Source organism: Bacteroidales bacterium (assembly GCA_016707785.1).
Classification (GTDB): domain Bacteria; phylum Bacteroidota; class Bacteroidia; order Bacteroidales; family UBA4417; genus UBA4417.
Window position 1 is genome coordinate 130,177 of sequence record JADJGZ010000008.1, and the last position, 14,906, is coordinate 145,082.

14 protein-coding genes are annotated in these 14,906 nt (G+C 41.1%); 9 read left to right on the forward strand and 5 right to left on the reverse strand.

Annotated elements, in window-relative coordinates; translation table 11 throughout:
* Positions 1–23: 23 nt before the first annotated feature.
* The 4 genes from IPH84_06515 to IPH84_06530 all read right to left on the reverse strand — a co-directional run bounded on the left by IPH84_06515 (position 24) and on the right by IPH84_06530 (position 3,766).
* Positions 24–419, reverse strand: a complete 396-nt coding sequence (locus IPH84_06515) for a DUF1801 domain-containing protein (protein MBK7172877.1) — start codon at positions 417–419, stop codon at positions 24–26.
* Positions 420–431: 12 nt separating this feature from the next.
* Complete coding sequence (locus tag IPH84_06520) at positions 432–1,763, reverse strand: hypothetical protein (GenBank protein MBK7172878.1); 1,332 nt, start codon at positions 1,761–1,763, stop codon at positions 432–434.
* Between the two features lie 105 nt (positions 1,764–1,868).
* A complete protein-coding gene (locus IPH84_06525; protein ID MBK7172879.1) occupies positions 1,869–2,609 on the reverse strand; it encodes a DUF2807 domain-containing protein in 741 nt (246 codons plus the stop codon).
* On the reverse strand, positions 2,606–3,766 hold the full coding sequence (locus IPH84_06530) for an acyloxyacyl hydrolase (GenBank protein MBK7172880.1): 1,161 nt from the start codon (positions 3,764–3,766) through the stop codon (positions 2,606–2,608). Before IPH84_06530 ends, IPH84_06525 begins: the two co-directional genes overlap by 4 nt.
* A 219-nt stretch (positions 3,767–3,985) precedes the next feature.
* On the opposite strand from IPH84_06530, the gene IPH84_06535 reads away from it, so the two are divergent.
* The 8 genes from IPH84_06535 to IPH84_06570 all read left to right on the forward strand — a co-directional run bounded on the left by IPH84_06535 (position 3,986) and on the right by IPH84_06570 (position 10,571).
* Entirely contained in the window at positions 3,986–5,479 is a 1,494-nt protein-coding gene (locus tag IPH84_06535) for an AMP-binding protein (GenBank protein ID MBK7172881.1), read from the forward strand.
* Between the two features lie 11 nt (positions 5,480–5,490).
* On the forward strand, positions 5,491–6,147 hold the full coding sequence (locus IPH84_06540; GenBank protein ID MBK7172882.1) for a GNAT family N-acetyltransferase: 657 nt from the start codon (positions 5,491–5,493) through the stop codon (positions 6,145–6,147).
* Complete coding sequence (locus tag IPH84_06545; protein ID MBK7172883.1) at positions 6,140–6,367, forward strand: acyl carrier protein; 228 nt, start codon at positions 6,140–6,142, stop codon at positions 6,365–6,367. The genes IPH84_06540 and IPH84_06545 overlap by 8 nt, the downstream gene beginning before the upstream one ends.
* A gap of 133 nt (positions 6,368–6,500) precedes the next feature.
* Positions 6,501–7,235, forward strand: coding sequence for a hypothetical protein (locus IPH84_06550; GenBank protein ID MBK7172884.1), 735 nt, complete (start codon positions 6,501–6,503; stop codon positions 7,233–7,235).
* Positions 7,232–8,131, forward strand: a complete 900-nt coding sequence (locus tag IPH84_06555; GenBank protein MBK7172885.1) for an AAC(3) family N-acetyltransferase — start codon at positions 7,232–7,234, stop codon at positions 8,129–8,131. Before IPH84_06550 ends, IPH84_06555 begins: the two co-directional genes overlap by 4 nt.
* A 10-nt stretch (positions 8,132–8,141) precedes the next feature.
* Complete coding sequence (mazG, locus tag IPH84_06560; GenBank protein MBK7172886.1) at positions 8,142–8,912, forward strand: nucleoside triphosphate pyrophosphohydrolase; 771 nt, start codon at positions 8,142–8,144, stop codon at positions 8,910–8,912.
* Positions 8,913–8,989: 77 nt separating this feature from the next.
* The gene (locus IPH84_06565; GenBank protein ID MBK7172887.1) at positions 8,990–9,799 is read left to right on the forward strand and encodes a phosphatase PAP2 family protein; all 810 of its coding nucleotides are present in this window, start codon (positions 8,990–8,992) and stop codon (positions 9,797–9,799) included.
* A gap of 70 nt (positions 9,800–9,869) precedes the next feature.
* Positions 9,870–10,571, forward strand: a complete 702-nt coding sequence (locus IPH84_06570; GenBank protein ID MBK7172888.1) for a hypothetical protein — start codon at positions 9,870–9,872, stop codon at positions 10,569–10,571.
* 88 nt (positions 10,572–10,659) lie between these two features.
* Here IPH84_06570 and IPH84_06575 read toward each other — a convergent pair whose 3' ends face one another.
* Positions 10,660–11,295, reverse strand: coding sequence for a peroxiredoxin (locus IPH84_06575; GenBank protein MBK7172889.1), 636 nt, complete (start codon positions 11,293–11,295; stop codon positions 10,660–10,662).
* Positions 11,296–11,572: 277 nt separating this feature from the next.
* Here IPH84_06575 and IPH84_06580 point away from each other — a divergent pair, with 277 nt between their 5' ends.
* Positions 11,573–14,902, forward strand: a complete 3,330-nt coding sequence (locus IPH84_06580; GenBank protein ID MBK7172890.1) for a glycoside hydrolase — start codon at positions 11,573–11,575, stop codon at positions 14,900–14,902.
* Positions 14,903–14,906: the final 4 nt, after the last annotated feature.

Below are 14,906 nucleotides of genomic sequence, written 5' to 3' on the forward strand. Positions count from 1 at the left end.
AACAAGTCGGTCAGGTACTTAATTTAAACCTTTCCATCAATGGCGAGTGCTTCAAATAAGAACTCCCGAAGGAGATCAGGATCTACCTGAATAATAGAATTATATTCCTTCCAGTACACTTGTTTCCTATTTCCTTTTTCAAGGTATCCGTCCTCATCTTTTAATAAATATCCATTGCAGAATCCAAGCTGGACGCCTTTAATATTCACATTGCCCCAGGGAACTGAAGGTGGCCATATGAAGCAAATTCTTGATTTTTTATAATAGAACGGAACATTATAAGCCAGTTTCTCCCTGCATTCAGGCAATGATTCCAATATAATCTGCCGAAGAAAAACTACAATCTCTCTTTCCTCATCTGGGAGATAATCAAGAAACTCATCTATGTTCCTGAATTTGACCGGTTGAAACTTATTCATTGATAATCCCTTTTATGGATTAAGTTTAAACATTCCATCCCAATAAAGGTCGCGGGTCATATCTGACCAGTGAATAACCATATGCCTGTATTGATACGTCTGATACTGACAAAAGAGGCATAAAAGGAATATAGTGATCAGAAGTGAATTTCTTTTCAATCCGGGTGTGACTCTGTTTAATGTTATGCCAAGCAGAATTGCAAAAAGTGCAAAGAAGTCAATAAAGACCCTCTGGGAGAAACTCCCTCCGTAATACCACATGTGCCAGGAAGAAAACAGGTAAGTGATGATCATCAGGAAACCAGCAAGTGTGAAAAGCTGGTATTTATTGGTCTTCCACAAATAATAGAAACCTAAAAGACTTACAAGTAACAGGGGTGTATACAGGAACAGCCCTTTACGATAGCTGAACAGCATCTGAAAGATATGTGGTTGAAGAAAATTGAAGCCTTCACCCGGATAAGAATAGACAAAGAAACTTCCAGTTTGAATTTTGTAAATAATGGGTTGTATAGAAACGATCAGCAAGAACCCAGTAATACCCGGAATCCAGCTATGATATGCTTTTAGTAGTCTTTTCAGTCCATTTCTCAGCATTTCAGGACTATCAGCAAGGAAGGGTATGCTTATCAGAATTACTATGTTAATCGGACGGATCAAGGTAATTATTCCCAGTATGATCAATGCCCGGAAAGCCAGGATATTCTTTCCCCCTTTCAGGAAAAGTCGTGCACATAATAAGAAGCTGGTTATTAGGGTAAAAGAATAAATATGCGACATACTGAACTCTGTCAGTACGTAATAAAACAAGTTGGTGCCAAAAACAATGGCCGGAAGGGTAAGCCTAATCCATTTATCACGGATATCATAGGATTTGAGTAGTTTCCCAAGAGCTATAAGCCCGGCAAATAAGTAAAAGAGCGCTCCCAAGTGTATCCAGAGCATATAAAAATAGCTATAGCCATCGGGAGGATAATTGCTAAATAATGTAAACAGGTGGCCTATCAGGAAGAAGGGTAACATGCAGAGTGCTGTCCCTGCAAAGTATTTATTAATGGTTTTCCCTTTATATTCCCTGAGATAATTATAGAGGTAATTCGGATCATAGTATGTTTGCCTTTCAACCTGATAAAAAAAACGGAATGAGAGATCGTGGTAAATAAATACTGCTGGCAGATAGGCATAATACCCTTTTCCATCCGCTTCCATTTTGCCTGATTTATAGTCTTTCCCTAAGTTGATATTTGAAATAGCCAGGAATGTGATCAGAACGATGATCGCAGATATGATGAAGAGTCCGGATGTTCTGCGGTTTACTTCAGGAAAAGAGTTTAAAATGCGCATTCCTGCTATGGAATTATTGAAATGCTAAAATACGAATTACCCGAATGGAAAGGAACCCTTCCTAATCCAGGGCGACAAGTTTTCCTTCCCCAGTGATGGTCCCTGCTACCTGTGATGGTTTACCTTTATAGTAGATGCTTCCCAGTCCCCTGATATCATATTCAAGGTGGTTTTTACATTGATATAGCAATCGTTTGTGCCTTGATTGCTCATATAGGTATTCAATGTTTCCAATTCCAGGCAGTGAAATGGACCATAGCTACCTGCATAGATAAAATTGCTGCCACTTTTCCCGGAAATGTCGAAATCAACAGAGCCCGTATTTAATGAAAGGTGCGAAAGCCCAACATCAATACAAAGTTTTATATAACCTGAGCCGGCATAGGAAGTGATAAAGAGAGAATCTTCATGAATCGTATCCACATTGGTTACAGTTCCTGTGCTTCTGTACCCTAAGCTAAGGAAATGCGGAGCCGTCACATAAGCTGTGATTTTTTTATCATAGGACCTCACCCAGTTATACCTGTTGAGATTCCTGATTGTAAGACTGCTGTCACTGATCTTGGTCTCTATTCCCGGCAACAGGTTTTCACCTCCTTCAAGTGTAATTTTGTAGGGAGATCCCTGGATAAGTACAAGGTCGATATTATTTTCTATCTGGACATCTGTAAAGTTCTCATTCACATCCCTGTTGATGCTGATGATTTTTCCTGTACTTTTTAGAAAATCGAAAGCGTGATCCTTTTCGCAACCTTCAAAAAGTATTGTCAGCAACAGCAATGGCAGAAGACAGACAAGTCTTTTCCCGACCCATGTAAGTTGAACGCTATCGTATATCCGTTTCATTTCTTTTTCTTCAGATTGTAGTAGTAAAGTGGCAGTTTATATCCGAGTCCGAATCCAACATAATCGGCCTGGGCAAAATGAGTACGAAGGGCAAGTGTAGCGAATACCTGAGGCGTAATGTCATAGTGTAAGCCAAGTTTAAAATAGGAGATACTTGGACGAACTTTCCCGCTTACATAAAAGCCCAGGTTGAACATATATGAAAGCTTTGACATGCTCAATTGGTAGGCGGCATTAAGACCGATTCTCATTTTTTGAAATTCCCGGTCGAATTCCATTCCTTTTCTTTTCAGGAAGAAGGGGTCAGACCGATCGATAGTAAGGTCAAATCCGGCTCCTACTGCGCTTTTGAAGGAGACAGGTTTAACCACATTCCCAAACACATTGTAGATCATGAAAGTCCTGCCATATTCGCTACCCATATCTTTATAGGCAATAGTTGCGCCCAGATCCAGTGTTACAGATCTTTTGCCGTCAAATTCAAATACATAGAGTTCCGGTAACATTTTGCGGGTCAGGTAGGGGTTTGCTTTACTCAGCCTGTAAGAAAGCCCAAGATTTAAAGAAGGTATATTGATGCCATAGTTTGGGGTTTTCATGGAGCCATTTGAGAAATGCATGAGAGCCAATCCAATAGCAGCATTCATCCTGGGGCTAAACATCCATCTATATTCAAACATCAGGTTGGCGGCGGCATTCACATGTGAACCGATAGCCAGGTATTTATAGTTTTCTATGCGGTCGAATTTTTGAGTCAGGTAGGCAAGACCTAGTCCCAGCCTGAAATTGAGTTCATGCTTCTGGTCGCGGATAAGAGGGTAGTTCACATAGGGAAAAACAGCATGTGCGGAGCCAAGGAGTGGAGAATTCCCAAGGTGAGAATACCAATAGCTTACCCCGATAAAAGGATAGCTATACATCCGTTGCCAGCGATACTCCCCAAATGTCTCTTTTCCTAAATTAATTTCAAATGCAGGGAAATGGCTGTTAAAGATCTGCATTTCAAGGTGATGGTTGATAAGGAAACCGTAGTTCACCCTTCCTTCCAGTAAAAGATTTGAGCCCCTGAATTTGTGTTGACCGCTTACATTTAATTGCGTCAGTACCAATGTCAGCGTAATGAGAAAGAGATGGAAGTATTTGAGAGAATTTTTCAATGTTAAAGTAGGTTCAGTAACTGCAAAAAAAAACGGCCTTTAGAGCCTTTTATTATCCTGCAAAGGTAGGCCATTCTGATTTAAGTCGGGAAAACGCCTTCATGTAATACTAATCAAGATCATTTTTGTGCCGCCAAATAATTTTAAACCGGCTTTTCAGGACTGAATCCTTATATAATCCGATATTTGCATATTGTGAAATGATTTTCCACCGGATTCATGATAAAAGATCTTTATAAATCTATACTGACATATGCCGATGAAACTGCTTTCTTCATTGATGGGAGAGCATATTCATATCTCGAACTGAGATCGCTGGTGCAGGCAATTCAGCAGATGCTAAAGGAAAAGATGGATGGAGAGGAACGGCTGGGGATATGGGTTTATGATGATTTCCACACCTATGCCTCCATCGTGGCTTGCTTGATTTCAGGAATTGCATTTGTCCCAATAGAACCCGGACATCCTGCTGAAAGAAACAAGAGCATCATTCAACAGGCCGTATTAAGGTATATAATAAGTTCCCGGACTGATGTTCCTCTAGAAAATATTGGGGTAGAACAGAAGTTAAACGTGTTGAGTTCAAATAATGTGAGTGGCTCAGATAAGGCTCCTGACTTTATAGATAAGCCATCGGATGCTTTGGCATATATTCTATTCACTTCAGGGACAACAGGGGCACCGAAAGGGGTACCCATCAGCCGGAAGAACCTTGAGAGCTTTCTCAGGGCCATTTTTTCGAGTGATATAAAGGTTCAGAATGAGGATCGGTTCTTACAGGTATTCGACCTTACGTTTGACCTTTCAATATATTCCTACCTGGTTCCATTGATAGCCGGTGCTTCCGTTTATACCCTTCCAAGGAATGCTGTAAAATATAGTGCTGCTATTGAATTACTTGAGAAATATTCTCTTACTCAGGTGCTGACAGTCCCATCATTCCTTAGTTTTCTGAGGCCCTATTTCAAGGAAATCCATTTGCCTTTTGTAAAGCAATGGCTCTTTTGTGGTGAATCTTTGAAGAGTGATATGGTAAAAGAGTGGCAGCCCTGTTTACCAAATGCCCGGATTCTGAATGTTTATGGCCCGACGGAAGCTACCATCTTTTGCTCCTCCTACCAGGTTGACAACAAAGACGAGTTGAAGGAACATAATGGAGTGGTTTGCATAGGTAAGCCCTATGAAGAAGTTCATTTCAAAGTGCTGGACAATTCAGGTGTGGAGGTTGCTGTTGGTGCAGTGGGAGAGCTCTGTATCTCCGGTTCTCAGACTACTGCCGGTTATCTGGGAAATGACGAAAGAAACCGGAATGCATTTCTCAGCTTGCAGACCGATGGAATTGATCAGGTTTTTTACAGAACCGGTGATTTGGCATTTTGTGACCCCGCGGGTGATTTTTTCTTTGCAGGCAGATTGGATTCGCAAGTGAAGATACAGGGTTTTAGAGTAGAAATTGGCGAAATTGAGCATGCTGCTTTGTCTATTGATGGAGTTCTTGAAGCTGTTGTCGTCGTAAAGGAAGACAAAAGAGGGAATCCCGTACTTTATTTATTCCTGAGAACAGAAAAAGATGAAATAGAATCCATTTCTGCTGACTTAAAGCAGCTTTTACCTTCTTACATGCTGCCTGGAAAGGTAATCCGGTTAGAATCTTTCCCTTTGAATCTGAATGGGAAAATCGATAAAAAGGCATTATTGGGACAGTTAACATAATGATTTAGGCTATGATAATCCGCAGTGCAGTGGCTGATGATATCGAATTCCTGGTTGAAGCAATTATCCAGGCTGATATGAGTGGAAGCGGACGAAGTTCCTATGGCCGTATTTTCGGGATATCAGATGAAGTGTTAAGGAAGTGTCTCACCTCGATGTTGCTGGAAGGCTTAAATGGATTTGAGATAAGTCTTGGTAGTTTCAGGGTATGTGAAAATGAAGGGAAGCCTGTTGCAGCAGTCTCCGGATGGGTAGAAGCCCTTAATGGTGTTTCATCCGGGGTGATTAAAATGAGTGCGTTCAACTTCCTGCTCCCCAGGGGAACATTGGTTTCATCCAGGGAAAATCTTAAGGTAGCTTCTGAGATTTCATTGGAGAGAGAAGCCTCAACTTTACAGATTGAATCGGTATATACTCATCCTGAATTTAGGGGTTTAGGCATTGCCGGGAAGTTGATAGATTTCATCATTTCTGAAGAGAAATTATTGCATCCGGCATTGGAGAAAGTGCAGGTACAACTGATGAAAGAAAATCATTCCGCCTTGAACGCCTACCTCAAATTGGGTTTTCAGGTCAGCCATGAAATAACCTCCGGGAATGTTTACATTTGTGAAATACTGCCCGGCAGGACAAAAGTATTGATGGAAAAAAGATTGAGCAATGACTGATATTAAAAATGAATTGACCTTGATAATGAGGCGGGTCCTGAAGCAGGAAAATCTTAGCCTTAAAGAAGATTTTACTGACAGGGATATCGAGGGTTGGGATTCTATGGCACAGGTTGAATTGATTGCCGAAATAGAAGAGCATTTCAATATTGAATTTTCATTAAAGGATCTTCCCAGGTTGAATTCTGTTAAAAACATCATTCAGCTGATAGTACAATAACTTTTTTAAACCTTACACCGAGCAACTAAAAACGGCCTACAATGGTGGGCATGATGTTCAATTGCATCTTCATCCTCATTGGCTGACAAGCAAATTCGAAAATCAAACTTTTGTTCCATCAAGGGATTACAAATTGGCTGATTTTATAGGGCATAGCATCTATCCGACCGATAAAATTGTAAAAACCGGGTGTGATTTATTGAATGAGATATTGTTAACGGATCATCCTGAGTATAAATGCCTGGCATTCAGGGCGGGAGGGTATAACCTTGAAGGGGATACCTCTAAAATAGTAAACAGCCTTCTGAATCATGGAATTCAATATGAGAGTTCCATTATCAAAGGATATTATTTCAGATCAGGTTTATCCGAAATAGACTTCCGCAGGATGCCGGCACAACCCAATTGGTTTATAGGTAATGATGGCAGATTGGATTTTCCTTCTGCAGCCGGACTTTTGGAAGTTCCTATTGCAAGTATCCCTAAAACCCCATTCGAAGTACCAACCAGATTTAAGCTCAAAAAGCTTGCCCACCAGGCACCCAGGGATCATGGGAACCAGATTCATGAAGGTAATCCTACTGATCTGGTATCGAGGATTAAAATGCTTTTTTCAGCGCGGATGTTATCCTTTGATAATTATACACTTGATGTAGCATATCTTTTAAAAATCCTGGAATACAACGTCAGGAAATACCGGGAATATGAATCCGTGATACTCAGTGTGAGTGGTCATCCAAAGAGTATGGGTGATTATTCATTTAAGCTGATGCGGGATTTTGTGCAGCAGACCAGGAAATTATATCCGGGAGTTGAGTTTACAACTTTCCAAAAACTTGCAAACCCGCTAAGTCCCGGTTCGAAATGAAATTAAAGAAGATCATATTCAAGGTTTTGCCGCTGCATCTCTTTATTAAGCTGCGATCGGGATACAGGTCCTTTTTAAAGTCTGTTTACAGGCCACTTTCAGAAGATGAGTTCAGCAAAATCCTTACAGATCAATTGGGTATTGGGAAGGGATCGGTCGTTTTCATCCACAGTTCTATTGATAACCTGAACATTCGGTTTGATGTCATCAAGTTGCTTGATATTCTCATTTCAACTGTAGGAGAGAATGGGACACTCCTATTTCCGGCCTGGCACTTTAATTACAGGGCCGAGGATTACCTTCGGAAGAAGTTGGTTTTTGATGTCCGCAGATCACCGTCTGTTATGGGGTTGCTCTCAGAAGCCGCCCGAAGGCATCCCGATTCCATAAGAAGCATTCATCCCATTAATTCGATTGTAGCTTTGGGGAAAAATGCCGCTGAGCTTACAGAAATGCATGGGACTTCTATTTACCCTTGTGATGAAACAAGCCCTTATTACAAGCTTATGAAATATGAAGGCAAGATCATCGGAATAGGGGTGGATACCAATTTTCTTTCCTTTGTGCATTGTCCGGAGGATATTTTAAAAGAGAAGTTTCCAGTCAAAACCCGTTTGGATGAAGTGTTTGATGCCACTGTTAAAACTCCGGACGGACAATTTCAGGTTGTCAGAACCCTGGCGTCGCATCCCCAAATAAAAAATAATGATATAACAGCCTTTGTTCATCAATATATTGATCCTTCAATCTGCAGGAATCTTAATTTCCGTGGGAACAGGTTTTTTACAGCCAGATCCGTTGCTTTATTTGATGAGATGATCAGACTTGCAAAGGAAAACAAGACGATATATAGTGACAAGGCCAGTTTCAGGAATTTTCCTGAGCATAAAACATAGTAACCGGATTATGGATAAAAGAATCAGTGAATTTCAGCGCTTGCTGGATATAATGGATGAACTCAGGGCAAAATGTCCATGGGATAAGGAACAGACTTTCGAGAGCTTACGGCATCTGACTATAGAAGAGACTTATGAGTTATCTGATGCAATCCTGGAGAAAGACCTGGATGAAATCAGGAAGGAATTGGGAGACCTGATGCTTCATATTGTTTTCTATGCTAAGCTGGGTGAAGAATCTGGTAAGTTTGATATTTCAGGGGTACTGGAAGGAATCAATGAAAAATTGATCCGCCGTCATCCGCATATCTTTGGTGATGTAAAAGTTGAGAATGCCACCGATGTAAAGGACAATTGGGAGAGGATCAAGCTGGAAGAAGGGCGGACTTCAGTATTGGAGGGAGTGCCTATGTCGTTGCCTGCCATGGTGAAGGCCTACAGGATACAGGATAAGGCCAGAGGTGTCGGTTTCGACTGGGACAATGTTGGGCAGGTATGGGCAAAGGTAGAAGAAGAGATTGGTGAGTTAAAATATGAATTAGCCAACGAGAACACCCCCGAAAGGAGGGAAGATGAATTTGGAGACCTATTGTTTGCACTTATCAATTATTCCCGATTCATTGATGTGAACCCTGAAACGGCCCTGGAAAGGACTAACCGGAAATTCATCCGAAGATTTAAATACCTGGAAATAGAAGCCGCAAAAATGGGTAAGAAACTTCATGATATGACATTATCTGAGATGGATGAGATCTGGAATAAGGCAAAGGAACTGGAATAGAATCCAATTAGGAGGAAGCCATTTACTGCAGCTATGCAGTCAATAAAGCTATGAATCTGAATTAAATAGAAATCTCCTTGAAATACACCTGGTTCCTGATTCTTCTTTGTTTATGGAAAGCCACTCCTGTCCATTCACAGGATTATCCTTATCCAAGACTTAATGGATCCTTTATCATTTCAGGATTCCGGGATAGCAGGGATCTTATGCTTTCTCCAATTCACTGGAAAGGAAAGCAATGGATAGGTTTAGGTGTAGTTGCAGGTGCAGGTTTTCTTACTTACTCAAATGATCGTGTCATCAGGGATTTTTTCCAATCACATCAGGACAAAACAACAACAGATATTGCCCGGTATGGTTTAGAGCCCTGGGGTTCAGGGATTTATTCAGTCCCTTTCCTGGGTGGGATGTACCTTATCGGCAGGATCTCTGCAAATGATCGTACTTCAGCAACCGCATTAACTGCAGGGAAAGCAGCAGTGATCACATCAGTTTTGGTGCAAGTGACCAAACAACTGACACACCGGCATCGTCCTTTCCAGGATGATCCTGCATCGCCCAATAACTGGGATGGACCTATCAGCGACTGGCATTATAATAGTTTTCCTTCAGGACATTCTGCCTTCACATTTGCGATTGCTTCTGTTATCGCATCTGAATATAAAAGCACAACCTGGGTTCCTGTGTTGTGTTATTCCATTGCAACGGCAACAGCGTTGTCAAGGATTTACCAGGACCGGCATTGGGCTTCGGATGTACTTATTGGATCAGCGGTCGGTTATTTCAGTGGCCATTTTCTGTGGAAGTTGAATAGGAAGATCAATGTAATTCCGGTGGGTGGAAAGTCGGTAGTTGGAGTTTCCGTATCAATACCCATTTGTAATTGAGGTATTATTGTCAACATCATTTATTGTTTGAAATTTACTCTGGAAAAATCAATCATTAATTTACAATCAGATGCGTATAGGTTTATTTGTTTTTATCCTATTATTTTCAGGTCAGTCAATGCTTTTGAAGGCGCAGATTGGGCATAAATCCATTTATCTGAATGGTAATCTGAGTTTTTATAAAACTTCTAGTCTCGATGCATCCAATTATAGCAGGATAACTACTCATGGATTTTCTGTCATACCAGTAGGAGGAACCATGGTAAAGAGAAATATTCTGATGGGGTTTGGCATTGGATATCTGCAGGAAAAGAATAATGGAATATCCTCCACGATTTTGCCGGGTGCCGGCCAGACATCCTATGTAGACTATGAAACACTTACCAGGAACGTTTCGGCATTGGTATTTCTGAAATACCTTAGACCTGTTTCAAACCAGTTATATCTTTCGGGAAGGGTAGTGTATTCCTATGGTTTTCAACACACTGCGATCACACAATATGGAACTTCCACCCTGGATTATCAGTTTTCGAAAGTTTTTAATGGAACCAAGGTATCCTATCTGAAGTTTTCTCCAGAGATCATGTATTTCCTTACAAAGAAATTAGGGGTTGAGGTTGATTTCGGAGGGTTAAACCTGAGTTGGGCCAGTCAGAATGTATTTGGATTTACCGATGGACAATTTGAGTATAGTTTAAGCCTGAATCCTTCCCAATGGGAATTCGGTATTTTCTTCATATTAGGAGGCAAACAAAAGGAAACAGCTAATTGATCAGGAGCAACTTTTAAGTAGTCTGTTTACTGGTTCAAAAAAAAAGACCGCCCGTTAGAGCAGTCTTCTTTTTGATCATAAATAGATCTTAGTGTTTGCTTAGGTAAGAGGCAACACCTTCAGCATCTGCTTTCATGCCTTCGTCACCTTTTTTCCAGTTAGCCGGGCACACTTCACCGTTTTCTTCATTGAACTGAAGAGCATCCACCATGCGAAGAGCTTCATCAACGCTACGTCCAAGTGGAAGATCATTTACAACCTGGTGACGTACGATTCCCTGCTTGTCGATTAGGAATAGTCCACGATAAGCTACAGGATCTCCGGAGAATTCAACATAATCATCATCTTCATTGTATTCCCATTCACCAGCCAGAACATCATAATTCTCAGCAATAGTCTTTGAGAGGTCAGCAACTATAGGGAAGGTAACACCTTTGATACCACCATTTTTCTTTTCTGTGTTGAGCCATGCCCAATGTGAGAATTTACTGTCAACAGAACATCCAACAACTACGGTATTCCGTTTTTCAAATTCAGCTAGTTTATCCTGGAAAGCAATAATTTCGGTTGGACAAACAAATGTGAAATCCAGAGGATAGAAGAAGAATACAACATGCTTCTTGCCAATATACTGTGCAAGAGAGAATTTTTCAACGAATTCACCGCCGTTGACAACGGCTTCAGCTTCAAAAAGAGGGGCTTTTTTGCCTACTAAAACTGCCATTTTTTATTTGATTTGGTTTATAAATTATTTTTTGCAAATATACTTCAAATTTTCTTGATGTAATTCTGTATTATATAACTGTTTATATACCACTCTTGTTCAGATTTTATTAATAATTTCAGGCAGGATTACAATAAATGTTTATTTTTGAAATATCATATGTATGAACATATGAACAAAAATATTCCGGGAATCAGCTATCGCTCTGATTTCTTGTATTGACAGATCATACAGGACGGGATATTTTTCCAGGTATTAATACTTAGCATCAGCAAATATGAAAAACACAGTACTTGCATTCTTATTTATTTTCATCTCCTTACAAGCCTGGTCCCAGGTTGAAGTTCCGGTATTTGGAAAGATCAGTTACCTGAAAGGATATACCAGGGAAATCAAGGGTGAGAATATCACCTATTTCTCAGCCTTGCCTGAATTTGCCAGCATGGCTTTACTTACCAGGTGTACTGATGGTAAGTATGATATTGAATGGGAAACGGAAACTGTCCCGTTGAATTATTCGGGCAAATATGTATACTTTGCCTGGGTGGCAGCCCATTCGAAGAATACAAGCAAAGGTGACAGGAAATTCGACCTTTATGTAAATGAACAAAAATCTTTGACTTTTGAGACGTATAAGGCGAAATCCACTCCATTCTGGACCTTTTCAGGTGCCGGGGAATCAGCCGTAGTATTTGAATGGAAAACAGATGACGGGGCAGGTGATTCTCATGGTTACATGTATTTAAAGGTGCCGGTTTCATCCATAGAAAAAGGGAAACCTGTAAAGCTGAAAATTGTCGGACAGGCGCAGGATAGCAGGGATTGGTATATGACTTTCAAATATGAATTTGAGGAAAAGGTGACCATTAATCCTGTATCACTGGTAACAAATGATGAAATGCAGCCTATGCAGGTAATGGCAACCCATTTTGGTAAAGATACTCCGATTACCTTGTTAGTTGATGGTGATCAGAAGTATCGATTTACCCTTAAATCAGGCCTCAATACATTTGAGATTTTCCATAAAGTGGTCGATACGGTTACCAGGATAAAAGTGGAGGTTATCATTCCCGGTCAGAAGGCCCGATCATTTGATGTTGATTTAAAGCCATTGAAATTCAGGGAGATACACCTTATTCATCATGCTCATTATGATGTTGGATACTCACATTTGCAGGAAGAGGTCATTGATATCCATAACAAGAATATAGCCAATGCTTTGCGTTATATTGACCAAACCCGGGACCTTCCAACAGAGGCTCAATACAAATGGAATATTGAGACCACGCTGGCCATTGAGAACTTTCTGAAAATTGCCTCTCCTGATCAGAAAAGCAAACTGGTTCAGGCGATACGGAATGGGAAAATTGGGATAGGTGGCTTATATGCGAATATCATGACCGGGATTTGTCAGCCTGAAGAGTTATTCCAGTTTACTTCCTATGCTCAGGAACTTGAAAAAGCGTGGGGGATAAGGATTCCTGCCGTGATGATAGGAGACATCCCCGGCCTTACATGGGCCAGCATTGCAGCATTATGTGAATCAGGCATCCGTTATTTTTCCAACGGGCCCAATTTTGTTGGAGCTTATCCTTACGAAGGCGACCGGGTAGGTAACTCCAATATCAATTGGAAAGACAGGCCATTCTGGTGGGTTACACCTGATGGGACTGAGAAGATGCTCTTCTGGATGGCAGGAAAGGGATATTCCTCCTGGCATGGTTTCAAAGCCGGGGATATTGCAACACCCAGGGGCAAAAAACGGATTTCAGCCTATATGGATGAATTGGATCAATCCGGTTATCCTTATGAAATGGTCCAATGGAGATATAATATTGTAGCTGACAATGGTCCCACCGACAGCCTGATATCGAATTTTGTGCTGGACTGGAACCATAAATACAAATCACCTAAAATGGTTTTAAATACAGTGGATGCCATGTTTTCAGCCTTTGAAAAACGATATGGTGATCAATTACCAGTGTTTTCAGGTGATATGAGCCCCTACTGGGAAGATGGCGCCTACTCCTCTGCTGCTGAAATGGCTATGAACCGCCTGAATAGCGAAAAGCTTACCTCCCTCAGCACATTATATTCCCTGGCAGATCCTGAGGCTTACCCTACTGATTTGGTTACCCAAGCCTGGAAGAAGATATTGTTATGGGATGAACATACCTGGGGAGCTTATAATAGTATTTCAGACCCGGACTTACCCTTTGTACTGTCACAATGGAACTACAAAAAGCAATATGCAACTGATGCTGATGTGCTGATCAGGCAGATTGAAGAACCGTTGCTTCGCGGAGGTAAAACCCTGCCCGGGTTTGTGGATGTTTACAATACACTTTCCTGGCAGCGAAAGGATGTAATCTACCTGGACAAGGAGGTTTCGATACTGTTGAAGGAAGTACGGGATGAAAACGGTTCTTTACTGACTTCTCAAAGACTTTCGGATGGGAGGGTAGCTGTTCAGCTAACGGTGCCACCAATGTCTTCGTCACGATTAAAACTGATTCGCAGTGATCAGGCAGTTGAACTTGAATGGCCTGAAGTGGCAACGGATACATTGAAAAATGAAAATCTGGAGATAGAATTTAGTCCTGAAACCGGAAGTATCAAACAGCTTAAGTACTTACCATTAAGCTGGCAATTTGTTGATACACTTCTTTATACCGGGTTGAATGAGTACCTGTATGTACCTGGGAAGGATCCCGGAAAGGCTGTTACTAATGCGACTCCAACCGCGGTGATCAGTGAGAATGGCCCGGTGCTGACCTCGGTAATCATTAAGGGAGAGGCTGAAGGTACCCATTCACTGAGCCGTGAAGTAATTCTTTTTAGGGATCTCAATCGGGTTGAAATCAGGAATACAGTGGATAAAAAAGCCATCAGGGAAAAAGAATCCGTTCACTTTGCTTTTCCGTTTAATATTCCCGATGCCACAGAGCGATTCAATACCGGCTGGGGTGGGATTTTTCAACCGGGTGTGGATCAATTGGCAGGATCCAACCAGGATTATTATTCAGTGCAGCATTGGTGCGATGTTTCCAATCAGAGTTATGGGATAACCTTACTACTGAAAGAGGCTTGCCTGATTGAACCCGGTAAAATGCTTGATGAACAGCCCGGTAAATATGGAGTCAAAACATGGAAAACCAAACCTGATTTGAACCCGACATTGTTTTCCTATGTGATGAATAATTACTGGCATACCAATTACAAAGCAGATCAGGAAGGGCCTGTGACTTTTACCTATGCATTAATACCTCATGGATTATTCAACCTTGGAGAAACACAGCGCAATGGGCTTGCTTTCAATCAACCTCTCCTGGTGCTGCCTGCTGTTGGTGAACAAAAGAAATTGCCATTGTTTACACTGTCTAATCCAAATGTAATCGCAACTTTAGTAGAGCCTACTCAGGAAGGATTCAGAATCAGGTTATTCAATGCAGGAGGAGTCCCCGGGGTTTGTAAGATGGAATGGAATGCCTTTAAACCTTCCGGAATGGTAATAAAAACTCATGCTGATCAGTCCATTGAACTGAAAGCAGGTGAATCAATTGAGTTTCCCGAATTTGGAATTGTGGAAGTGGAGGTGAGAAAGTAATACT

What these genes read in the sequence shown, in the direction of transcription:
- IPH84_06535 (MBK7172881.1), top strand. Translation starts at nt 3,986, where the DNA reads ATGATAAAAGATCTTTATAAATCTATACTGACATATGCCGATGAAACT.
- IPH84_06580 (MBK7172890.1), top strand. Translation starts at nt 11,573, where the DNA reads ATGAAAAACACAGTACTTGCATTCTTATTTATTTTCATCTCCTTACAA.
- IPH84_06515 (MBK7172877.1), bottom strand. Translation starts at nt 419, where the DNA reads ATGAATAAGTTTCAACCGGTCAAATTCAGGAACATAGATGAGTTTCTT.
- IPH84_06540 (MBK7172882.1), top strand. Translation starts at nt 5,491, where the DNA reads ATGATAATCCGCAGTGCAGTGGCTGATGATATCGAATTCCTGGTTGAA.
- IPH84_06555 (MBK7172885.1), top strand. Translation starts at nt 7,232, where the DNA reads ATGAAATTAAAGAAGATCATATTCAAGGTTTTGCCGCTGCATCTCTTT.
- IPH84_06520 (MBK7172878.1), bottom strand. Translation starts at nt 1,763, where the DNA reads ATGCGCATTTTAAACTCTTTTCCTGAAGTAAACCGCAGAACATCCGGA.
- IPH84_06570 (MBK7172888.1), top strand. Translation starts at nt 9,870, where the DNA reads ATGCGTATAGGTTTATTTGTTTTTATCCTATTATTTTCAGGTCAGTCA.
- IPH84_06545 (MBK7172883.1), top strand. Translation starts at nt 6,140, where the DNA reads ATGACTGATATTAAAAATGAATTGACCTTGATAATGAGGCGGGTCCTG.
- mazG (MBK7172886.1), top strand. Translation starts at nt 8,142, where the DNA reads ATGGATAAAAGAATCAGTGAATTTCAGCGCTTGCTGGATATAATGGAT.
- IPH84_06525 (MBK7172879.1), bottom strand. Translation starts at nt 2,609, where the DNA reads ATGAAACGGATATACGATAGCGTTCAACTTACATGGGTCGGGAAAAGA.
- IPH84_06575 (MBK7172889.1), bottom strand. Translation starts at nt 11,295, where the DNA reads ATGGCAGTTTTAGTAGGCAAAAAAGCCCCTCTTTTTGAAGCTGAAGCC.